The sequence below is a fragment of the Oceanitalea stevensii genome, from assembly GCF_014837105.1.
Lineage (GTDB): Bacteria > Actinomycetota > Actinomycetes > Actinomycetales > Actinomycetaceae > Oceanitalea > Oceanitalea stevensii.
The window spans coordinates 324934-346265 of the sequence record NZ_JACSPO010000001.1; the positions used below are offsets into that span (position 1 = coordinate 324934).

Annotated in this window: 21 protein-coding genes; 5 read left to right on the forward strand and 16 right to left on the reverse strand. The window is 65.4% G+C overall.

Annotated features, from left to right (window positions below; genetic code table 11):
• Positions 1-39: 39 nt before the first annotated feature.
• The 4 genes from H9624_RS01555 to H9624_RS01570 are packed head-to-tail and all read right to left on the reverse strand — an operon-like array spanning position 40 to position 1455.
• A complete protein-coding gene (locus H9624_RS01555) occupies positions 40-438 on the reverse strand; it encodes a type II toxin-antitoxin system VapC family toxin (RefSeq protein ID WP_307784908.1) in 399 nt (132 codons plus the stop codon).
• A complete protein-coding gene (locus H9624_RS01560) occupies positions 425-655 on the reverse strand; it encodes a FitA-like ribbon-helix-helix domain-containing protein (protein ID WP_251838150.1) in 231 nt (76 codons plus the stop codon). The genes H9624_RS01555 and H9624_RS01560 overlap by 14 nt, the downstream gene beginning before the upstream one ends.
• 58 nt (positions 656-713) lie before the next feature.
• Complete coding sequence (locus tag H9624_RS01565) at positions 714-1070, reverse strand: iron chaperone (protein WP_251838151.1); 357 nt, start codon at positions 1068-1070, stop codon at positions 714-716.
• A 25-nt stretch (positions 1071-1095) separates the two neighbouring features.
• The gene (locus H9624_RS01570; RefSeq protein WP_251838152.1) at positions 1096-1455 is read right to left on the reverse strand and encodes an ArsC/Spx/MgsR family protein; all 360 of its coding nucleotides are present in this window, start codon (positions 1453-1455) and stop codon (positions 1096-1098) included.
• Positions 1456-1562: 107 nt separating this feature from the next.
• On the opposite strand from H9624_RS01570, the gene H9624_RS01575 reads away from it, so the two are divergent.
• On the forward strand, positions 1563-2204 hold the full coding sequence (locus H9624_RS01575) for a methyltransferase domain-containing protein (RefSeq protein WP_251838153.1): 642 nt from the start codon (positions 1563-1565) through the stop codon (positions 2202-2204).
• Between the two features lie 185 nt (positions 2205-2389).
• Positions 2390-3670 (forward strand): MATE family efflux transporter, encoded by a 1281-nt coding sequence (locus tag H9624_RS01580; RefSeq protein ID WP_251838154.1) that lies wholly within the window; start codon positions 2390-2392, stop codon positions 3668-3670.
• A gap of 5 nt (positions 3671-3675) precedes the next feature.
• On the opposite strand, the gene H9624_RS16775 is transcribed toward H9624_RS01580, so the two are convergent.
• On the reverse strand, positions 3676-4689 hold the full coding sequence (locus H9624_RS16775; RefSeq protein WP_251838155.1) for a DUF3253 domain-containing protein: 1014 nt from the start codon (positions 4687-4689) through the stop codon (positions 3676-3678).
• 282 nt (positions 4690-4971) lie between these two features.
• On the opposite strand from H9624_RS16775, the gene H9624_RS01590 reads away from it, so the two are divergent.
• Positions 4972-6207: a DUF6880 family protein gene (locus tag H9624_RS01590; protein ID WP_251838156.1), complete on the forward strand. Its 1236-nt coding sequence runs from the start codon at positions 4972-4974 to the stop codon at positions 6205-6207.
• Between the two features lie 183 nt (positions 6208-6390).
• Here the strand turns inward: H9624_RS01590 and H9624_RS01595 are convergent, their stop codons facing one another.
• The 9 genes from H9624_RS01595 to H9624_RS01635 all read right to left on the reverse strand — a co-directional run bounded on the left by H9624_RS01595 (position 6391) and on the right by H9624_RS01635 (position 16522).
• The gene (locus H9624_RS01595; RefSeq protein WP_251838157.1) at positions 6391-6645 is read right to left on the reverse strand and encodes a CopG family ribbon-helix-helix protein; all 255 of its coding nucleotides are present in this window, start codon (positions 6643-6645) and stop codon (positions 6391-6393) included.
• 190 nt (positions 6646-6835) lie between these two features.
• On the reverse strand, positions 6836-7681 hold the full coding sequence (locus tag H9624_RS01600) for a MetQ/NlpA family ABC transporter substrate-binding protein (protein WP_251838158.1): 846 nt from the start codon (positions 7679-7681) through the stop codon (positions 6836-6838).
• Between the two features lie 23 nt (positions 7682-7704).
• Complete coding sequence (locus H9624_RS01605; protein ID WP_251838159.1) at positions 7705-8373, reverse strand: methionine ABC transporter permease; 669 nt, start codon at positions 8371-8373, stop codon at positions 7705-7707.
• Positions 8373-9395 carry a methionine ABC transporter ATP-binding protein gene (locus H9624_RS01610; RefSeq protein WP_251838160.1) on the reverse strand — a complete coding sequence of 341 codons (1023 nt, stop codon included), beginning with the start codon at positions 9393-9395 and terminating at the stop codon, positions 8373-8375. The genes H9624_RS01605 and H9624_RS01610 overlap by 1 nt, the downstream gene beginning before the upstream one ends.
• 1254 nt (positions 9396-10649) lie before the next feature.
• The gene (locus tag H9624_RS16780; protein ID WP_251838161.1) at positions 10650-11816 is read right to left on the reverse strand and encodes an HNH endonuclease family protein; all 1167 of its coding nucleotides are present in this window, start codon (positions 11814-11816) and stop codon (positions 10650-10652) included.
• A complete protein-coding gene (locus H9624_RS01620; protein ID WP_251838162.1) occupies positions 11813-13012 on the reverse strand; it encodes an adenine-specific methyltransferase EcoRI family protein in 1200 nt (399 codons plus the stop codon). Before H9624_RS01620 ends, H9624_RS16780 begins: the two co-directional genes overlap by 4 nt.
• Positions 13013-13608: 596 nt before the next feature.
• Positions 13609-14466 (reverse strand): RES family NAD+ phosphorylase, encoded by an 858-nt coding sequence (locus H9624_RS01625; RefSeq protein ID WP_251838163.1) that lies wholly within the window; start codon positions 14464-14466, stop codon positions 13609-13611.
• A 208-nt stretch (positions 14467-14674) separates the two neighbouring features.
• Entirely contained in the window at positions 14675-15628 is a 954-nt protein-coding gene (locus H9624_RS01630) for a sce7725 family protein (RefSeq protein WP_251838164.1), read from the reverse strand.
• A gap of 6 nt (positions 15629-15634) precedes the next feature.
• A complete protein-coding gene (locus tag H9624_RS01635) occupies positions 15635-16522 on the reverse strand; it encodes a sce7726 family protein (protein ID WP_251838165.1) in 888 nt (295 codons plus the stop codon).
• 665 nt (positions 16523-17187) lie between these two features.
• Here H9624_RS01635 and H9624_RS01640 point away from each other — a divergent pair.
• Positions 17188-18417, forward strand: a complete 1230-nt coding sequence (locus tag H9624_RS01640; RefSeq protein WP_251838166.1) for a toxic anion resistance protein — start codon at positions 17188-17190, stop codon at positions 18415-18417.
• 2 nt (positions 18418-18419) lie between these two features.
• Complete coding sequence (locus H9624_RS01645) at positions 18420-19214, forward strand: hypothetical protein (protein WP_251838167.1); 795 nt, start codon at positions 18420-18422, stop codon at positions 19212-19214.
• Positions 19215-19839: 625 nt separating this feature from the next.
• On the opposite strand, the gene H9624_RS01650 is transcribed toward H9624_RS01645, so the two are convergent.
• Both H9624_RS01650 and H9624_RS01655 read right to left on the reverse strand, forming a co-directional pair.
• Positions 19840-20685 carry an HTH domain-containing protein gene (locus H9624_RS01650; protein WP_504740236.1) on the reverse strand — a complete coding sequence of 282 codons (846 nt, stop codon included), beginning with the start codon at positions 20683-20685 and terminating at the stop codon, positions 19840-19842.
• Positions 20686-21060: 375 nt separating this feature from the next.
• Positions 21061-21332 (reverse strand): hypothetical protein (locus tag H9624_RS01655; RefSeq protein WP_251838169.1); only part of this gene is annotated, 272 nt, incomplete at its 5' end.

Here is a 21332-nt window from a genome sequence, read left to right on the forward strand (position 1 = left end):
ACGACGGCGTCTCCCGTCGCGTGGGCAGGACCGCCCCTGTCAGCCGCGCGCGAGCAGCTCCACCGTGCACGGCAGGCCGGGCGCGCGGGCGAGGCGGCCGTCCCCGGTGAGGAGGACTGCCTCGAGCGCATCGGCCAGTGCCACGTAGACGGCGTCGTAGACGGTCAGGTTGGCTCGCAGCGACCACACGCCGTCGAGGAGGGGCAGATGAGGAACCCGGCGCGCGGGAAGGTCGCGCAGATCCGTCAGTGCCAGGCGCGCCCGGCGTGCGTCGAGGCGACCGGCGGCGAGCTGGCGGCGGAGCACCGAGAGAACCTCGAGGTCAGCGAGCTCGGGCACAGCGAGGGTCTCCCCGCGCAGCCGGGAGCGAGCGTTGTCGCCATCCGGGCCGTCGTCGGCCAGCGCCGTGACGAGGACGCTGGCGTCAACGACGAGCACGCTCGAGCCCGAGCTGCTCGACGGCATCCGCGAGGGGCACGGACCCGCCCGACCGGCCGCCGGCACGGTGGAGGACCTCGTCGAGCGTGGGGGTGTCGGCATCCTCCACGAGCCGGGAGAGCAGGTACTCCTGCAAGGACTGGTGCGACTCCGCAGCGCGTCGACGCAGGATCGCGTGGGTGCGCTCGGGGACGTTCTTGATCTGGATGCTCGGCATGGCGCCAGTTTGGCGCCGCTGGCGCCAGGACGCAAGCGTCACGGCGGTGGCGGGTGTCTCAGCCCCCGGCTTCCGCGCGCGAGGCACTCACCAGCCGTTCGACGAGGTCGTCGGGGATCGGCTTGCGCGGCGTGAAGGTGACGCCCGTCTTCGTGGCCTTGAGCCCGGCAGCCGTGATCTCGTCGGCGTGGTCGGCGATCGCACCGGGAAGGACGTAGAGCCCGCACTGCTTGCTGAACGCCGCATAGCTGGCGACGACCGTGCCGCCGATCGTGAAGCCGGGCATGTTGTAGGCGACGATCTCCTCCGCCTCGGGCAGTGTGCGGGCCAGGAGGGCACGCAGTCGCTCGAGTGAGGGCCGGAAGGCTTCGGGCGCCGCGGCGATGTAGGCAGCGTGGTCAGCTGGAGGCGTCATTGCTGGTGTTCCCTTCCGTCCGTGCTCAGCCCTCCGCGAGGAATGCCGTGACCCGGTCCTTCGGGCGGCCGATGATGGCGCGGTCACCGCGCACGAGGACGGGACGTTGCATGAGCCGAGGGTGCTGGACGAGGAGGTCGGCCACCTGTTCCGCCGTCGTGAAGTCGGCTGCGGACAGGCCCTGCTCGGTGAAGAACGCGTCCTTGCGGACGAGGTCGGCCGGCGGGTCCTCGAGCTTGGCGATGAGGTCGAGCAGCTGCGCCCGGTCCAGCGGCGTCTTGAGGTACTGCACGACCTCGGCGTCGACCCCCGCGTCCGCGACGGCGTCGAGGGCGTGGCGGGAGGTGGAGCAGCGGGTGTTGTGGAGGACGGTGAGCTCGGCCATGGCACCCAGCCTACGGACAAGCCGAGCGACCGGGCGTGCTGCGCGTCCTGCGATGAGACGTGCGCGGAACTGCCCGTGCCGGCCGACTGCGGGTGGAGACTGGTCCCATGGCCGGGTGCTGCGACCCGCACGGGTGCGACCAGATGTTCGGCGCCGGCTTCGCCCGGTACGCGGCGAGGCGGTACCGCCGGCGTGGTCTCGACACGGCCGCGCGGCAGATGGTCGACTTCCTGGCTGCCGACGGCGTCGCCGGGGCCACGGTGCTCGACATCGGCGGCGGGGTCGGCGAGATCGGCATCGAGCTGCTGAGGCGCGGGGCGGCGAGCGCGACCACGCTCGAGCTCTCACCGGCGTACGACGTCGAGGCGAGGCGACTGGCGGAGGAGGCGGGCGTCGCGGACAGGGCGTACCGGCACGTCACCGACATCGCGGCCGACGCCGACGACGTCGAGCCGGCCGACGTCGTCGTCCTCCACCGCGTCGTGTGCTGCTACCCCGACGTCGAGCGGTTGCTGGGCGCGGCGGCGGACCTCTGCCGGGGCCGGCTGGCTTTCAGTCACCCACCCCGGAACGTCGCCACGCGCGCCTTCGTGGCCGCACAGAACGCGACGTCCGGCGTGCTGGGCCGCGAGTACCGCGCGTTCGCGCACCCGCCGACGGCGATGGTCGGCGCCGTGGAGGCCAGGGGCATGCGACAGGTTCTCCAGGGCTCCGGGATGGTCTGGCAGGTGGCGGCACTGGTGCGCTGAGCTCGCGGCGCGGCGCCGTCGCGCGCCGCGAGCCCCCGGCCGGCGCTGACCTATAGTGACGCCGGCCCTGGACGGGGCCGCGCGCGCTGTGAAGGGGGCTGAGGAGCATCACCCGGACAGGGCAGGGGCATGACTTCACCCAGGGCAGCACCTTCCGCCAGCTCGTCGCCTTCTCGGCGCCGATCATGCTGGCGAACCTGCTCCAGACGTCCTTCCAGTTCGTCGACAGCCTGTGGATCGGCAACCTTCTGGGCGCCGACGCGCTCGCCGCCGTCGCCGTCTCCGCCGTCATCGTCTTCACCGCGCTGTCCTTCGTCATCGGGATGAACAACGCCGCCCTGACGATCCTGTCCCAGCAGAAGGGCCGCGGGGACGAGCGCGGCCTGGCGCGCTACCTCAACGCCTTCGTCGTCACGCTGCTCGTCCTGTCCGTCGTGCTCGGCGGCCTCGGCTACGCGTTCTCCGGGAGCCTACTCGCGCTGCTCGGGACACCGGAGTCGATCATGGCGCCGGCGCAGGAGTACCTGCAGATCACCTTCCTCGGGATCCCGTTCCTCTTCGGGTACAACTTCCTCAGCACCGTGCTGCGGGCGGTGGGGGACAGCCGCACGCCCATGCGCTTCGTGCTGGTCGCGGTGCTGCTCAACATCGTCCTCGACCCGCTCCTCATCCACGTGCTCGGGCTGGGCGTGCGCGGCGCCGCCGTCGCGACCGTGCTGTCGCAGGGCACCGCGTTCGGCTACGGCCTCGCCTACGTGGCCCGACGGCGGATGGTCCCGTTGCGCCGTCCCACCCTGCCCGCGTGGCCCGAGGTGCGCACGATCCTGCGCCTCGGGATCCCGGCGGGGCTGCAGATGGCGGTGATCTCGGCGGGCTCGGCCGCGATCACGAGCGTCGTCACCGGTTTCGGGTCCGGCGTCCTCGCCGGTTTCGGTGCGGCGCAGCGGATCGACTCGCTCATCATGCTCCCGGCGCAGGCGCTGGGGATCTCTGTGGCGAGCATGGCCGGGCAGAACATCGGTACGCGGAACTGGGACCGGGTGGGGCGGATCTCCCGCGTGGGCGTCGCGTACAACCTCGCGATCATGACGGCGGTCGCCCTGCTCGTCGTCGCCCTCGCCCGGCCGGCGGTCTCGCTGTTCGTCCGCGAGCCCGACGCCGTCGAGTTCGGGACCCAGTACCTGCGCATCGTGGCGTTGTGCTACCCGTTCCTCGGGATCAACTTCGTCCTCAACGGCGTGGTGCGGGCGTCCGGCGCGATGTACCAGGTGCTCGTCCTCAACATCATCTCGTTCTGGGTGCTGCGCTTCCCGCTCACCTCGCTGTTCGCGCGGCACGTCGGGGAGAGCGGCATCGCCCTGGGGATGGGGGCGAGCTTCATCGTCAGCAGCGCCATCGCCTTCCTCTACTACCGGTTCGGCCGGTGGCGGGAGACGAAGCTGTTCGCCGAGTCGGACGCCCGGTAGCGCGGCTACCGCATCTCGGCCAGCGGCAGGCCCACGCGCACGGGGCCCACGGCCGTGCGTCCGTCGACCGGTACGCCCTTCTGCGTGATCACCACGAGCCCCTCGTCGGCCAGCGTGCTGGCCACCGCACGGGCCAGGGGAGTGAGCTCGCGACGCCGTTCGGGGTCGAGCACTCCGGCCGCGTCGGAGGGGCACAGTGTCTTGCCCGCTCCGCGCTCCTCGGCGATCTGCAACAGCTGGCTGCGGAGGCGGTCCTGCAGGTCAGGGCTCGCGCCGAAGGCCGCGACGGCGACGTCCAGACGCGTGAGGAAGCGGGCGAACCCGCGGCTGGACCGGCCCTGTCGCCGGGAGGAGGTGACGACCCGGGCGCGGTCGGTGCTGGTCCAGGGCAGGCCCGCGATCTCCCGCACGGCGTGCACGAGGTGGACGTCCGCGCCCTCGTCGCGGTCGGGGAAGCCACCGGCGTCGTCGTAGGCCGAGAGGCGCAGGCCGAGGTTGGCGGCGCGAACACCGAGGTGCCCCTCGGTGAGGTGGTGCGGGGCGTGCCAGTACGGGGTGGACGGGGAGCCGTCCTCGCGGGGCTCGACCGTTCCGAGTACGAGGTCCAGGCCGCGGTCGGCGAGGACGCGCTGCTCGGCGAGCCAGGCGGGCGGCACCTGCGAGTCCGCGTCGGTGCTCGCGCACCAGACGGCCCCCGGCGGAAGGTCCGCCAGGGCCTCGTGCGAGCGACCGGCGTCCGCGCCGTCGGCGCGCGCGCCACCCAGGGTCTCGGCCTCGCTCGCCACGGTGACCCAGTGGACGTTCGCGTGCTCGCGGGCGACGTCCGCGACCTTCTCGGCCGTCCGGTCCGTGCACCGGTGGAGGACGACCGACACGACGACGGGCAGCTCGACGCGCTCGGCCGCCGTCGCCACGCTGCCCAGACAGCCGGCAATCTCGGCCTCCTCGTCCCGCGCGGGCACGACGACGAGCACTCCGCAGAGCGCGGGACGATCGTCGGTCTCGTCGCGGGGGTGCACGACGGCATCGTCACACGCACCCGTGAGGCGAGCACGAGGTGGCCCTCACCAGCAGGCTGTGACGCCGCACGTCGCAAGCCTGTCCTGTTCCTCGCCGCCCTCGCCCTGGCCACGATGGGCCTCACAGGGTGCGGGGAGCACTCAGGCTGTGGAGGTGACGCCACACCGGCTGGGTCCCTTCCGGCGCCGTGGCCGTCTCGGCGGTGTTGAGTTCGGTCGCGACACTTCGGCTCTCGAGTGCCGTTCTTGTGCAGGCCGGTGCGGGCGTGAAGGATCGGCCCCGTGATCTCGCCACACCTGGCCGACGCCGTCCTGCCGCTCATCCGTACTCGTGCGGACCTCCATCGGTGGAGCGCTGCGAACGCGCACGGCCGCCAGATGCACGACGCCATCGACATCCTTGAAGAATCCGTCGGGTCCGAGGATCCGGCGGGCGTGTACGCCGTCACCCACAAGGCGCTCGCGTCCGCGCTCAAGGTGATCGCGCGTGCCGACGACTCCAGCGGCATCATCGGCGCCGGCTGCCGCCGCCTGCTCGACCTCCACCCGGTGGCAGCCGCTGCCGCACAGGTGCCGCCCCGCAAGCTCGTCGACTGGATGGTCGCGTTCCAGTTCGACGGCGACGTCGACTACTTCGAGCTCGACCCCGTCGCCTACGCCCCGGCGTTGGGTGAGGAGGGCTTGGCCATGTACCGGTCGAGGCTTGCGGAGATCGCGGACACCCTCGAGCCGGTGCCGGCCGGAACAGTGCAATGGGACGGGGCGAACCGGCACGAGCGGTGGGTCCTCGAGTGGAACGAACGCCGGCTCGCGGTGCTCGACCGCGACGTCGAGGCGATCATCCGGACGCACGCCAGGGACCGGAAGGTCGCCGCGTGGCTGCAGGACGCGGCAGAGGCGCTGGAGGAGATTGGAGAGATCGATTCGGCGATCGACTGGGCCGGGCAGGCGGCACGATTCGACCTCGGCCATCAGGCGCTACGGGCCGCCGACTACTGGTGTGCGCTGCTTGCCGAGCACCGCCCGGGCGAGCTGCTTGCGGCGCGTGCCGAGGTGTTCCGGCGCTGGCCGTCGTCGAGCACGGCCGCCGGCCTGTACCGAGATGCCGAGGAGGCGTGGCGGGAGTACCGCGAGGAGGTCATGAATCGACTGTCCGACAGTCCGCGCGACGCCGTGCTCTTCGCGCTCGAGCCACTCAAGGACGTTGAGCTCGCCTGGGAGCTCGCCCACTCGCTGACGCTCGAGGCCGATGACGTCTGGGAGCGGCTCGCTTATCAGTACGCGAAGACCCGCCCACTGGCCGTCCTGCCGGTTCTCAGGCGGCTGGTCGAGCGTGAGCTCACGCAAGCCGACGCAAAGCGCTACCGCGCCGCCGCGCGGCGGCTCGCGACGATGCGGCAGATCGCCGCTGGCGGTGACGAGGCTGCCGGTGTCGCCCGATTTGTCGCCGAGCTGCGCGAGGCTCACCGTCGTCGGCCGCGCCTCCAGGAGGAGTTCGACCGCGCCGGCCTGCCGTGATGCCGAGCCGCCCGAGGACGCGCTCGCTGAACCTTCAACTGGCGGGGCATCGGCGGGGAAGGTCTTGAGGCGCTCGCGGCGTCGATGTCGCTCAGGAACCGGTGGCCCAGCTTCGCGGCGATGCGGAGTAGTAGTCGCGAGCAATGTCGAGGTTGATGACGGCAGTCGCGGTGAGGTGGATCCTCAACGACGGGCTCTCAGTCGCGCCTGTACTTCAGACCAGTCCCTGACCGACATGGGAGCGACATGCGCTTCTTCGAGTCCCGCGACGAGCGCTGCTCGCTCGGCTTCGCTCGGACGGTAGTCGGCCTCGCTGAAGTACGTGCGCAGGGCCTCCTGGATGACCTCCGACCTGCTCCTGTGCTCAACCGCTCGCGCGCGCTCGACGAGTTCGTAGAGCTCTTCCGGAAGAGTGATCGCCACCTTACGGACTGCCATGCCGCCTCCTTGGTATGGCGGAGCGTACTCGGCTGGAACGCGGGTTATGTGTCGGCGCGGAGATCGAGGACGCTCGGCGCGGTGCGCGGGCCGCCCTGACGGGGCTGGCGGGCGCCGTTACTGACGACGACGGCGCACCCTCCCTGCCCGGGTGGGTGTGCCGTCGTCGTCGTGCGGTTCTAGAGGAAGCTCAGGACTGCAACTCCTCCGGGATCCACCACAGACCGTCGTTGTTCTCCTCCATGTAGGTGGCGAACTCCTCGGAGTGGTAGGCGTCGACGATGGCCTGGGCCCACTCGGTGTCGGCGTTCTCCTCCTTGACGACGACCTGGAGGACGAGGTGGTCGAGGATGTCCTCGGTGGCCAGCGCCGTCGAGGGGTCGATGCCGGCGTTGTAGACGATCGAGCCGGTGATGACGATGTAGTCGAAGTCCACGCTGGCGGGCGGGATGGTCAGCGAGCGCATCTCGGTGATCTCGAGGTTGTGCGGGTTGGCGACGATGTCGGCCTGGGTGAGCATCGTGCGGTCGGCGTTCTCGTCGAGCTCGATCCAGCCGATCTTCTCGAGCAGCAGGTAGGCGCGGGCCATGTTCGAGGCGTCGTTGGGGACGGCGACGGTGGCGCCGTCGGGGACCTCCTCGAGCGTCTCGTGGTTGTCGGAGTAGATGCCCGCGGGGACCGTGGGGATCGGGCTGATCGGGACGAGGTCGCCGTCGTTCTCGGCGTTGAAGGCCTCGAGGTAGGCGGTGTGCTGCTCGACGTTGAAGTCGACGTCGCCGTCGTTGAGGGCGATGTCGGCGGTGAGGAGGTCGGAGACGTCCTGGGCCTGCAGCGTGTAGCCCTGCTCCTCGAGGATGGGGGCGACGGCGTCCTCGAAAAGCTCGGTGTAGGGGCCCTGGGACTTGCTGTAGGTGATGGTCGACTTGTCGCCCGACGCGGAGTCGGTGTCGCCGGAGTCGCTCGAGCCGGGCTCGGCGCAGGCGCCGAGGAGGAGCGCGAACGGCAGCGCCAGGGCGAGGGTGCGGAACTTCTTCATGCGGGGGAGTGCCTTTCGGGGATTCAGCGGGGTTCGCGCAGGCGGCGGGACAGGTAGTTGCCTGCCGCCTGCATGAGCTGGACGAAGATGACGAGGATGACGACGGTGAACACCATGAGCGGGGTGTTGAAGCGTTCCCGGCCGTAGGTGAGGGCGAGGTCGCCGACGCCGCCACCACCGCCGTAGCCGGCCATGGCGGTGGCGCCGAGCAGCCCGACGACGCTCGTGGTGAGCGCCAGGACGATGGAGCTGTAGGCCTCGGGCAGGAGGAAGCGGCGCACGATCTGGGCGTTGCTCGCGCCCATGGCCTTGGCGGCCTCGAGGACGCCGGGGGACACCTCGAGCAGGCTGGCCTCGACCATGCGCGCGATGAACGGCGCGATGTAGACGATGAGCGGCACCAGGGCGGCGCGGCTGCCGACGCTCGTGCCGACGACCGCGCGGGTGATCGGCATCATCGCGACGAGCAGGATGATGAAGGGGATGGAGCGGACGACGTTGATCGTCACGTTCACCGCGGCGTAGGTGACGCGGTTCTCCATGAGGCCGCCGCGGCGGCTCAGCACGAGCGCTAGGGCGAGCCCGATGCCGACGAGCGTGCCGAAGAGCATGCCCCAGCCGAGCATGTAGACGGTCTGGACTCCGGCCAGGATCAGCCGGTCGACGGTGACGCCGAAGATCTCCTGTTGCATCAGGCGGCGATCCTCTCTCGCAGGATCCCTGCGTCATCGAGCAGCTGCTCTGCTCGGCGGACGGGTTCGGGCCCGCCGATGAGCTGGACGAGGAACAGGCACAGGACCGACTCCTGCAGCTCCTCGACCGTGGCGCCGAGGATGTTGACCTCCAGGCCCTCGATGCGGCTGAGGGAGGCGAGCAGCGGCTGGCGGACGGTGTCCCCGACGAAGCGCAGACGCAGCAGCTCCTGGGGGCGGGTCTCGGCCTGAACCATCTCGAGCAGCGGCTCGGGGATCTGGTCGTTGACGACGGTGCGGACAAAGTCCTGGGTGATGGGCTCGCGGGGGCGGGTGAAGACGTCGAGGACGTTGCCGCGCTCGACGATCCGGCCGGCTTCCATGACGGCGACCTTGGTGCAGATGCGCTGGATGACGTGCATCTGGTGGGTGATGAGCAGGATCGTCACGCCCATCTCGCGGTTGACCTTCTTGAGCAACGCGAGGATCGACTCGGTGGTCTTGGGGTCCAGGGCGCTGGTCGCCTCGTCACACAGGAGGATCGAGGGCTGGGTGGTGAGGGCGCGGGCGATGCCGACGCGCTGCTTCTGGCCACCGGAGAGCTGGCGGATGCTGGCGTTGCGCTTGTCCTCGAGCTCGACGATCTTCAGCACCTCGTCCACGCGGCGGTCGATCTCGGCCTTAGAGGCGCCCTGGATGAGGAGCGGCATGGCGACGTTGCGGTAGACCGTCTTGGTCTCCAGGAGGTTGAACTGCTGGAAGACCATGCCGATGTCACGGCGCTGGCGGCGCAGCTCGCGGGGGGACATCGCGGTGAGGTCCTGGCCGTTGACGTTCACCGTGCCGGCGTCCGGGGTCTCGAGCTGGTTGACCATCCGCAGGAGCGTGGACTTGCCGGCGCCGGAAAAGCCGATGATGCCGTAGACGTCGCCCTGGTCGACGTCGAGGGAGACGTCGACGAGCGCGTCGACGGTGCCGTTCTTCGTGACGTAGCGCTTGGAGACGCCGTCGAGGGTGATCATCGGGCGGCAGCCCCGAACAGCGAGGACGACGACGGCGGGTGGTGCGGTGTGCTGGTCACGACGAGTTCTTTCGCGGGTTGTGGGCACAAAAAAACGAGGCACGGACTCGTGCCTCGTTCGGATGCGGGTGCGTCAGCTATGCAGCATGCGGCAGCCCGGGCGGAACGAAGCCAGGGAAGAGACAACAGGTCTGCGCCATGGTTCATTCCTTCCTTGGTGGTTGTGGCGTCAACGTAGCACGTGGGCGACAGGTGTTGGGTGGATCGACCGAGGTATGGGAGGGGAGCCGCGCTGCCCCACAAGCCGGTCGCATGGGTGCGTACCTGCGAGCGGAGGTGATGAACCTGCTTGTCTGACTGCGTACCGGGTTTGATCCCTCCTAGGCGTTCACCAGCCACGACGTTCCGACAGCGCGGCAGGTAGGCGACGACGTTCGGCTGGTGCACATCGGCAAGGTGGGGAATTGGGCCGTGCAAGCCGGTCCTCGACGAACTGCTCCGCCTTCACACCCACAGCCCTCGCGGGGCAGGTCGAACTTGCCGTCCGTCCTCATATCGGTACCGATGAGGGTGGCAAAACGTGCTCCAGACGTCGTTGCTATCGCCGAAGGGCCACGGAACGGTTGTCTCCTCATCGCTAACGCCCTAGCGGCGCTCAGTCGTCTAAGGATCATCATCTGCACCGGCTTCTCCGGCGCATAGGTGTCTGCGGCGTTCGGAACTCAGCGGGCTGTGTGGGGGAAGCAGTGCGGCGAAGAACTGGATGGAGGACATCACTAGAACCCTCGACTACCTCAAGAAGCGCTCTGGGAGGTCGCGCGGAACGCACGACAGGCACGCCTAGCCGTCGCGGGCCGACAGACGCCGTGAAGCGCCCAGGAGCGGCGCATCGGTCCAGTCGGCCCAGGTTCCGACGCACGCCGCTCGCGCGGCGGGGTGACGTGGCGCGGTCGACTGCGTGACGGCAGGCGGCGGCTTAGGGGCAGACAGACAGTCGGTCACTCCGCGCAACTTGAGCAGCGTCCGCGCGAATCTGCGACCTGACCTTCTGTCGCCTACCTCTGCGGTTGCAGCGGCCACGATGCAGAGCTGAGCTCGATGAGCGTCGCCGTCGACACGTTGAAGCGCGCTCGATGCGCGTGACCGCCGGGCGAAGCGCGGCGGTCACGCTTCACTCCTTTCCTGATGCGGCCACGTAGATCCTTAGGACGCGCGACCGGGTTCCGAATCCACTTCGGTAAGCGGACGTCTACGCCTATCGATTGCCTTTGACCCTGTTGTGGGTCTTGCAAAGCATCGTCAGATTTGAGATGTCCGTTGCGCCGTGCTTGGACCAAGCGGTCACGTGGTCAGCGTCCATCTCATCCTGCTGCCAGATTCTCGTACTATTGCTGTCGTTCCCCAGCGAGCACATGGGACAGTTGGATGTGCCCTGGGCCTTCGCAGCCTTCGTCTGCTCCGCATATTTGATCCTCTTGTCGTCCTCTTGGAAAAGCCGAACGTTAAGAAGCTTGTGGTCCTGTTCGCCACCGAGCACGTACTCGTAGACGCCCTTCGCGTCATTCACCGCGGGATCCCCGATAAGCTCTTCGACACGCTCGTCGACCTTCACTGGGTCGTAAGGCGTCTGGTGATAGGCCTCATAGAGCCGGCCCCACTCCAGGCCCTGCATCTTCTTGTCCGGTGGTCGGACGAACACGCCGCTCACCCAGTCGATGACAGACGTGAAGTACGTCCTCAACTCATCGATTCCCTTATCCATGCGATGTGAAGCAAGGTATCCGTCGACGCTCTTGCCTTGCGGAGCCGCGACCCACGTAAGCGCTTCTTCGAGGATCTGCTGGCGCTTTGGGTCGCCCTTGATGTAGGACTGCCACTTTTGCATCTGAGCGCTCTTCGAGTTCGAGAACTCTCGCTTAGCTGCCGAAACGAACGGCCCAGAGTAGATCGCGTTGCGCATCTCCTGCTTGTTGAGCGGGATGCCCGCAATATTAATCGTGTGGAACCACTCCTTGACTTCGGTCTCAGTCCCCGAGCACTCGTAGACCAGAAGCATGCTCTGCATGATTCGCTGCCTTTGCTGGGGGGAAAGCGAAGAAAAAGTCTGCTCCCGTCCGTCGACCTTGATCGCGAACTTGCCGGTTACGAAGCGGCCTATCGAGGTGATGCGCTGCTGACCGTCAAGGACTTCCAGCTTGTCGTCTGCGACGTTGAAGTATATGAGCCCGAGCGGGTACCCCTTAACTAGCGAATCAATTACAGCGACGTCCTTCTTTCCGTCGTTATAAATGTAGTGTCGCTGATACTCGGGCTGGATAATTAGTTGCCCACCTAGGCCGTAGAGTCCTTTGCCTTCGAGTTCGTTGTAAACGAACCCCGCCACGACTTCCTCGACGGAGTACTGCTTGAGATCAGTCTTCACTTGACTGCATCCTTTCGCTTGACGAACAGGCGCTGGAACGGCACGTGCGGGCGTGGAGCGTAGAGGAAGGGCTTGCGGTGCCCCCGACTCAAGCTTCCGGTGCCGCCCGCGCCGTAGTAGTCGGACACGCGTTGAGGGCCAAGTGGCTCTATGCCAAAGGTGGCAGCATCGGCCATGTCATGGCTGCCAAAAAGGATTTCGAACTGCTCCGGGTTGTGCTTATCCAGGTAACTAATCGGAACGCCCATTATGCCGTCATAGTCGCTGGGGATCGCGTCGACGAACGGAACCTCAATCGCGTCAAAGTTATCGTAAGTTTGATAGCCAGCCCCGCGGATTTCCTTATGCTTGGAGAACTTGATGTTGTCATCCATGGTCATGAGTTCGAGTGGCTCGTGGCGTCGGCCGTGGTCAATGTTCGTGAACCAGCAGCTGTTTCCCATGCGAGTATAGTCAAACTGATCGTCGGAGGGATAGCCGAGCCTTTCGGCTTTCGCTTTGTCGGCGGCCTTAATGGGCGTCCCTTTCGGTACACCGAAGACCATGTCAGTGTTGTTCGCCGTCGCGCCCTTCCATAGGAGGTTATCCCGAACCATTGGGAATATCTCCTTGTAAGTAATTGCACTACCGCCGCCTATGATGGAATATCGCTTATTGCCAGTCTCAAGCCAGGCGACGAACTCTTTGAAGAGGCTGAATGGTGGGTTCGTGACGATGATGTCTGCCTCATCACGCAGCATCGTCACCTCTGGGCTCCGGAAGTCTCCGTCGCCCTCAAGGTAGTCCCACCGGAGATCATCGATGTTCACGCGGCCGTCCCCGCTGATGTCCTCAGCCTCCAGCACAAACCTCTTACCGTTCGCGCGCGTCTTGGTCTCATCGAACTTCGGATCTTCGAACTCGAAGAGAGTCGGCTGATACAGGCTTTTAACGGCCGGATTGCTGTTCGGCGCGTACGACGTCGAGATTAGCTTCTTCAGGCCGAAGTCCGTAAAATGCAGAGCAAAGTACTTGGCAAAATTGGACCACTCCGGATCGTCGCACGGGCACAAGATGACCTTGCCCCGAAAGACGTCAGGGTCGTACTCGACGTAAGCGTTCATCTCGCGTTCGATGTCGGCCCACTGCGTGTAGAATTCGTTGTTCCTCGCGCGTCGGGCCGCCGTGAGGTTACTGTTCGCCGCCATGGCCGCCATGAGATCGCTCCCTCTCCTTTATCCACTACGTTACACCGACAACTGCGTCGCGATGCCCGACACGGCCGGGCCCGGAAGCGACCGAATAGGGCGAGAGCGCCGACGTCGGACGATACCCATGCCGTATGTCACGCTTCGGCGCCCTGATTGCTCCGCGTCTGGGCGAATCTTCGGTTTCGTCAGAGCGCCTGTTGCCTCGTGCGCTCCACCGCGGTCCCACGCTGGAAGGCGCGTCTCGGCCGTGTCAAGTTGAGAATGGAAACGGATGGTGCGTCCATTGCGGTCGTGTTGGCGCGACGGTGGCGCATCGAGCTCGATGCCGGGGGACCGAGGCCCACGTAGACTGCAGGCGGCAGGCTGCGCTCGTCCAAGCCAGGCACTTCCCGCAATTGTTCACCAGGGCATTCGGGGCGCTGAACCGAGGGTTGGGCCACGAGCACCTTGGCGGTGCACCCAGCGACGGCGAGAGTTCCCATGTGGGTTGGCCACTCGCCGTCCTCCTTCCGGCAGGCCCGCTCGGCCGGTGCACGAAGTGTTCCGGTACCGACACAAGTTCCAAGCGGGCGAGGGACCGCGAGATACTGCGAAGGCATGATCTACTCGGTCGCAGTGTGCCAACCAGAACCCACATTCGCTTTTGTGGCGACGCTGACCTGTTCAACGTGATGGACTGTTACCTCGACTGCTTCCGCAGCCCCAGGGTCGAAGAGAGCGAGGTTAACGCCGTTACTCACCGAACTGCGGTAGAGCACGCCATCGAAGCCGCATTTCTTAATGTACTCACACAAGTACTGACTCGGTGTGTACTCAAACGCTGCGCCGCGAGGAAGCACCGGCTTGGTGAGTTCGTCCCCTAGGCGTTCCAGGAGCGGCAGGTCGGCGCGCAGCTGACTGATTTCATCGGCGTCCGAAAGAATGAACGGCGAAACCTGTGCGCGCGGGTCTCTAAGATCGACCGCACGTATTTGAGGTACGTTGAAAGTAGCCACGCAAGCGAACTCCCCTGTATGGGGTCGAATTTCCGACACCGCAGTTGCTGGCTCTGACCCGAGGTAAAGGTAGCGGATACCCGCGGGGTTGGCGCGGCCGTGTCCGGCGAGCCGATGAGGAGGCGCTCCCATCTCGTCGATGCCATAAAGCGTGTCGTCCGCCAGTAGTCGTGCGCGGAACCAGGTATCCGCCAACTGTTCGTGGGAGGCAATAAGGAGATCAAGTAGTAACTTGAGGCGTTCGAGATCGATCGGTTCATCGAGAAACCATCGATTCCTATGCATCATCTCGTCGCGCAAGTCGTCCCACTGCTTTAGGCTCTCGCTCTCGAATCGTTCGTCGGGAACAAAATCCGCTCGTACTATCTCGCCATCGTCCAGGATGTCCGCGAGTAGTTCTTTTGCATGTGCGTCGTCCATTGTGGGGTGCCCGAACAGCCGCCAATCGTCTCGCAGCCAAGTCACTAAGGGGCGGCCGCCTTCGGAACTCTGTTCATACGTTCCGACGAGCATTTCGAACCACTGGCGGAGCTCCGTAGGTCGGACAAGAGTGACGCCCACCGTACCGCAATAATCGCAAACACCAACTCTGGCATCGCTACGCCCCGCAAGAGCAGGAAAAATGCTACTTCGGAGTCCGGGGTCTCCAAAGCACTCTGTGCAGCACAGTTTTTCAGGCATGAGCCTCAGTGCTGTGAAAGTGCGCCAGGGTTTCGAGGTGATGTTTGATGGACAACTTCTTCACATACCCAAGCCCAGGAAAATGGCCCTTCGAGTGGAGGTCGCGAAACTCTGCGATCGCCGTTGACTCTAGCAACATTGAGTTACCGCTATCGAGCCTGGTGATCAATTTCGCAAGTGCCTGGCCAAACTTCCCTGCGGGGTCAGTCGGAGTGTCGTTAGTGTCAGAGACAAAGTGGTAGACAAACATCGCATCGTCGTGATCGGAGTCGATGTAGCTCAGATGGATGGCGACCGCATATGCGGGCCCGCCACCCTCGCTATAATGATCTCCCACTGTAAGGAAGTCGCCGTATCCGTTCATCCCGAGATCGTTGTGGGTGATATGTAGGTCAGAGAAATTGTCTACCTCGTCGTAATCCGCGTTCCGTTTACGTTCGAAGCCGTCACGTACGAGGATTCGCGGGCTATCCATAAAGTGTCTACGATATAGCATGTTAGTATGCTCAGCGACAAAAATGTTCTTTGCAACAGGCATTTCGCCAGTCAACGCCCGGGCGATCAGACGTGCATCGGTGAACCCTGCATGGATGATGGCGGCACGCTCTTCGGTATGGGCCGACACGAGCGCTAACGCGTCCTGGGGGGGAGTGTTGCTTCGTAGCAGCAATCCCGGGAGGATTGAGCTCGAGCCTTGGTTCCGGCGCTCAGCCACGAGCGCCGCGATGTACTGACTATCTTTCCTGTGGTCGCCGTGGTGCGGGTTGACGACGAGAATGCACTCTCCGCCCGCCATTTCGAGGGCGGAGAGAGTTCGCTCGAGGCCGCTAAGAGACTCGCGTACCGGTTCGATGATAGGGACGAATCCGGAAGTCGCCAGTAAGGGTGCGGACTCGCGAATTGCTATCAGTTCGAACTGTTTGCCGCGGAAGTACGGGTGGTACATATCAGCTCAACTCCAGTGAAGTGCTGTGGCGGCCGGGGCGTTTAGTGTATCAATGATCCGGGCCCTTTCCTGCGCGTTGAGTTTCGTTGCTAGTCCGGCGGCTCGAAGGGAGGGGGGGAGCCGGTTTATGAAGCTGGAGAGGTCGTACTGGGAGCGGGTCCGCTTCAATGTCGAAACCATTGCGCCGTGCGCTGCGATCGGGTCGAGCATAGAGAACTCTTCTCTTAGGGCTTCGCGAAGTTGCGTGTTCGGCACGCTCGGCGCTCTGATGCCGAGTTCTCCCAACACTGATGCGGCTTCGTTGCTTCGGAGAGATTCTAGGATGGTGGTTGGCGAGGTGCGCTCCGGTAGATTCTTCGGGGTCCGTACCGTCCGTAATGTGTAGCGGTCGGTCAGCACCATCACGCCTACATCTTCGGGCATGGTTGAGAGGACGTGCTTGAGATGTACGGAACTAGTTAGGATGTTCACGCTGGCAAAAACGTTCCGGTAGTTCTCTACTTGGTCGGCAAGTCGTCCCAAGGAATCGCGCTCAGACTTGATCTCGTATGCGGTGGAAGTCCCGTTCAGAACGGCCGCATCTACCTTGCATCGCCCAGCTCGTAGTTCGTTCAGAACTGTGGCTGTTCGCAGCGAATGCCTGCCGAGTACGATCTTGTTTATAAGGGCGGACCGGTAGACGTATTCGTCGCGACATCCGCTCACCTTCAGTGCTTGGAAGGCTTGGTCGAGGACATCGCTGAGTGTGAGACTTGAGTTCATGGGTTGCGGGAGACGAGATTGTGAAAGCAATCTCCCGGCTAACTGAGAATGGCCCTGTTTTGCAAGTTCTCGAAATACTGTTGCGGAGAAGAGACGAGAGAGCGCGGACAGTTCGCTCTGGTCGCGTCTCATCTATCCTCCTGTGAAGTGGGTTGGGCTATGCAGTGACGCAGCGTCTGGTGAGTCTAGCCGTTACGGTGGACGATCCGGAGCGATGTACGGCTGCGATGCGGAGACCGGCGCGGTGGTGTGGAGAGCTGTCTCGTCACCAGCTCGAGTCACATCGGGCGCGGTGACGTTGATCGTGGTTGTGCCCTAGCAACTGCGCGACTACGACGTTTGGTTGCTGTGCGGTCGGTGTCATACGGCGCAGTCTTACGCCGACCGTGGGCGCTGGTGGCTCGGCGGGGGCTACGTGTCTGGCACGCTGCCCGTAGTCGATGGCAGCGCAACTCCGCGGAAAGGTCCTTCACGCTAAGCGTGCCGTAGGCGTGCGGCACGCGACGCCACAACCTGCCATCGTCGTCCACGAGGCGACAGTCGCGAACTGTGCGTCAAGCTGTGGGGGCGTCAGAGTGACGTACCCCGATGGCCGAGGGGGAATAGCCCCTACCGCGGTCGTAGCAGTTGCGGCGTCGCTTACGGACGCGGGTTCACCGGCGCCTCCGATATGGAGGAAGCCCGCGAGATCGGCGATACCGCAGGCCCGACGAAGGTGATCAGCGGTTCCCCGGCGCCTTCCCCCTTGGGTTTGAGAGAATCGATTGGAAGCCCCGAGCGCCTGAGGAGTGCACCGCATGTCAAACCCGCTCGACCTTGGCCAGAACCAGACGCCCGCCGTCGAGAACCGGCTGCAGCTCGAGCCGCCCGCGCCGGCGGCCGAGGTGGAGGTGCGTGAGCCGGAGAAGGTCGGCGGCGTCATTCTCGTCGACGCGGAGACGCAGCAGAAGTACGCGGACACCGCCCGCGAGTTCCTCGACGATCTCCTCGCCGCGCCGCTGCACAGCCCTGAGTTCCAGACGAAGGTCGCCCAGCTGACCAAGCTGGGGGAGGACACGATGCGGCAGGCTGGCGACTCCTCCAACCGAATGCTCCAGCGGCCGGCAGCCGCGGCGTCGGCGTCCGGGGAGGACCCGGCGTCGAGAACCGGTGCGAGCCTGGCGGAGCTCCGGCAGATCGTCTCCGACCTCGACCCCAAGCGTCACGACCTCACCGGTGGCAAGCGCCTCCTCAAGTTCCTGCCCAAGGGCAACGCGATCGAGCGGTACTTCCGCAAGTACGAGTCCGCGCAGGACCAGCTGGACGCCATCACCAAGGCGCTCAAGGGCGGCCAGGATGAGCTGCGCATGGACAACGCCGCGATCCAGACCGAGCGCGACGCGCTGTGGGCGGCGCTCGGGCAGCTTGCCAACTACGCCGTGCTCGCCCGTGAGCTCGGCAACGGACTCGAGCAGCGCATCGGCGGTCTCCGTGCCGAGGGCAAGACGGACGAGGCGACCACGCTCGAGACCGACGCGCTCTTTTACGTTCGCCAGCGCCACCAGGACCTCATGACCCAGATGGCGGTCTCCGTCCAGGGCTACCTGGCCCTCGACGTCGTGAAGAAGAACAACACCGAACTCATCAAGGGCGTGGACCGCGCGCTCGACACCACCATCGCCGCCCTGCGGGTGGCCGTCATCGTGTCCCAGGCGCTCGCGCAGCAGCAGATTACGCTGGCGCAGATCGAGGCTCTCAACTCGACGACCGCGGACATGATCGTCTCCACCTCGGAGCTGCTGCGCTCCCAGGGCACCGCCATCCAGCAGCAGGCATCGCGGGCGACCGTCGACCCGGCCAAGCTGCAGCAGGCCTTCGACAACGTCTTCCAGGCCATGGACGAGATCGACCGGTACAAGGTCGAGGCGACCCGGTCGATCAAGCAGACGGTCGAGGTGCTCGAGGGGCAGGTCGGCCGCGCGCGCCTGCAGCTCGAGCGCAGCCACTCCTCCGACGCCTCGACCACCGATCCCGAGCCAAGGAGCTGACGATGTCACGGCTGACTCTGGGCAACGTCCTCAAGGTGGGCCTCGTTGTCCTCTTCCTTCCCCTGGTCGCCTACCTCGTGCTGCTCATCGGCGGGGTGAAGAAGAAGCTCGGCGTCATTCTCGAGGGCCTGCTGTACGCCGCCGGCTTCACGGCGGGCATCTTCGCGCTCGACATCATTGGCCTCGGCGGTGTGCTCGCCCTCGCGTCGATGGGGGTGTCGGCCGTGCGCTCCTGGCACCTGCGGGACCTGTGGCTCCCTGCCCGACGGCGGTGGTGGCACCGGTTCACCGGGGCCCCGTCGCAAGAACTGATTGAGGCGTCGCCTCCGCCGGAGGCAGCCGTCGAGGGCGCGGACGGCCGGGCTGCCGCGCTGGACTGGGTCGGCGCGCTTGCCAAGCAGAGCCGGATGCGGCTTCCCTCCAACGCCTACGTCACCTTCGAGCGGACACACCGGCTGCTGGGCGCCGTCGTCGAGGCAGAGCGTCGTGAGCCGTCCCGTGACGCGCGCTTCGAGTACGAGCTGGACGCCATGGTGCGGGAGTACCTGCCCGGGGTCCTGCGCGGCTACCTCGCCATCCCGCCGACCATGGTGGAGGCCCGCCAGCCCAACGGACGCACTCCCAACGAGGAGCTCGCCGAGCAGCTCCAGCTCCTCGCCGGCCAGGCCGAGGCCCTGCACGCGAGCCGGCACAGTCGGATCCCGGCGCAACTGACCACCACGGGGAACTTCCTGCGTGAGAAGTACGGGAACCTCCACCTGAACGCCTTCGACTCCGAAAGGATTAAGGAAGCTTAGGTCTGCAGCGGGCGGCCATCATGGTTCCACCCGATGGCCTACTTTCTTGTCCAAGTTGCAGTACGCGCCTCGAGATGTCGAATCGCCCCGAGATCTGACGCTTTTGGATCGTATCCTTTGCGCAGGTTCTCGCCGAAAAGTTCACGATACTCTGAACGCGTGGACCACTTTGGAAACGTATAGGTAGCGATCACGCCCTCGCCGGTGATGGGGTCCTTCCTGCGAAGCCGATGCTCAATGGACGACCGATGGGCGATGACTTCTGGGTTATGACCGACCCGTGCGGTTGATCCGAGGAAGTCCCACGAGACTGGATCAGCGAGTCGTCCGAGGCTTCTCACCATGGAGGATGGTCTCGATCCCTCTAGTACCTGAAGGAGCCCAAGCATGGCTCCTTCGATGCGTGGCCGACTAGAGCGACTCGGCAGGAGCGCCAAGGGCTCACCGATCACCGCGCCTGGCATTCGAAGGTCGATATCATGCTGGCTCCACGTGATGACCCAGGCGTTGCGCCGTGCCATTTGCCCTCCAGTGGGTGACGTAGTGTACGAGGGCGTCTCGCTTAGCGGGGTGTCGCTCTCATATGACTTGTAGTGTGTCTCGCGCCGCGCCGCGCATCTGCTGCTTATGGCGTCGTTCCATCAACCAGTCGTTGTGTCTGGTCCATGCTCGCCAGAGCCTTCGCAAGTACAGTCTGGGTTCGCTGTCGTTCGATCGCCGGGTCGGTAACTTGGATGAACTCGACGGCGTTGAACCCGTCGCCCTGACGCCTGTTCTGGGGAGGCTCCAGCCCTTCGATCAAGAGCGCTTCCATCGTCGCAATCAATGTCTCGACTGCGATGCCGGTAGAAGGGAGAGGCCCAAGTGCGCCTCTCGCGTTCGTTCGGCGGACGCCGAACCACGAGAAGCGGTCCCAACGGCCGCTCAGGCGCCCTCTTGTATGTTCGCGCAATCGCTGACCGAGCCGCGGTTCTGTGACCCGTCCTACATATATGACGCGATTGCCGTCATATAGCAAGTAGACGCCGGCTTGATCCGTGAAATCGACCGGTTTGCTGCCGCTCTGTTGTATCCCGAGGAGCTGCGGAGTTCGATTGCCCCAGTCAGTTTCGCTCCGCCTCCAGAACATTCCAAATGCGTTGATGAGGCCCATCTCAGGTTCGACGGCCTCGATGTCCGAATCGGCTAGAGGGGCATCGACGTCCAAGTCCTCAGGCGAACCTGACGGCGGTGCCTCCTCGGTCGGCAGCGGGCCTGTGTGCGGCGAGCGAAGGCTGTAGACACCCTTTTCGATGCGCTCGACCCTGTCTCGTAGTGAGGTGCTTGAAAGGTTGGCGGCAACGGTGGCAGCGGGCGTGGCCCCGACGCTCGTGCGGTAGCCATTGTCAATAATCGCTTGAGCGATCTCAGCATAATGCATCGGCGCACCAGCATCCCGAAGCACCTTCTCGATCGCGGCCTTCCAGCGCATATCAGCCATCGATTTGTCGACTCCTTGTGTTTGGTAGGTTCCTCTATGCGATGTTAGCGGTATGGATGGCTGCCTTCGCGGTGAAACGTGAGCGCCGTCTACTTGCGTCCGCGATCAGTTCCGGACGCTGCGGTGCTTAGTTGAGCGCGCGCGTGTCGACTTCGGGATCACGCCATGGGCGTAAAGGCTCATCACGACGCCTGACGGAGGTGTTCGTGATAGTCGGCGCGGACCCGGTCACCGGGCGGCTACAGCCGGCCGTGGCGCGCGACGTCAACATGTAGATCCGCACAGGCCCCGACGTCATGCCGGAGTGGACCGCCGAGCGACGTCTCTTCGCGCTTGAGACGACGAGCAGGGCATCTTCGCCGTCGGCTACGTCCGCTCGGGGTCGGTCGAGCGCGTCGGAGCGGGGGTGGGTGAGGACGGGATCGTGATCGCGTCCGGGATTACGCCGTCGGGGAACAGGCTCATGGCGTCGCCCCCTGCCTGACGCTTGCGCGGGAGCCGGCCCAGCCGGATTCCGGCGCAGTCGAGACTGCGGAACTTCGTCCGGGAGAAGTGCGGAACCTTCACCGGGAAGCGTTCGACTTCGGGGTCAAGTAGCCCGGCACCGCCGACCGACGTCGTCGGCCCGGTCGCACTGC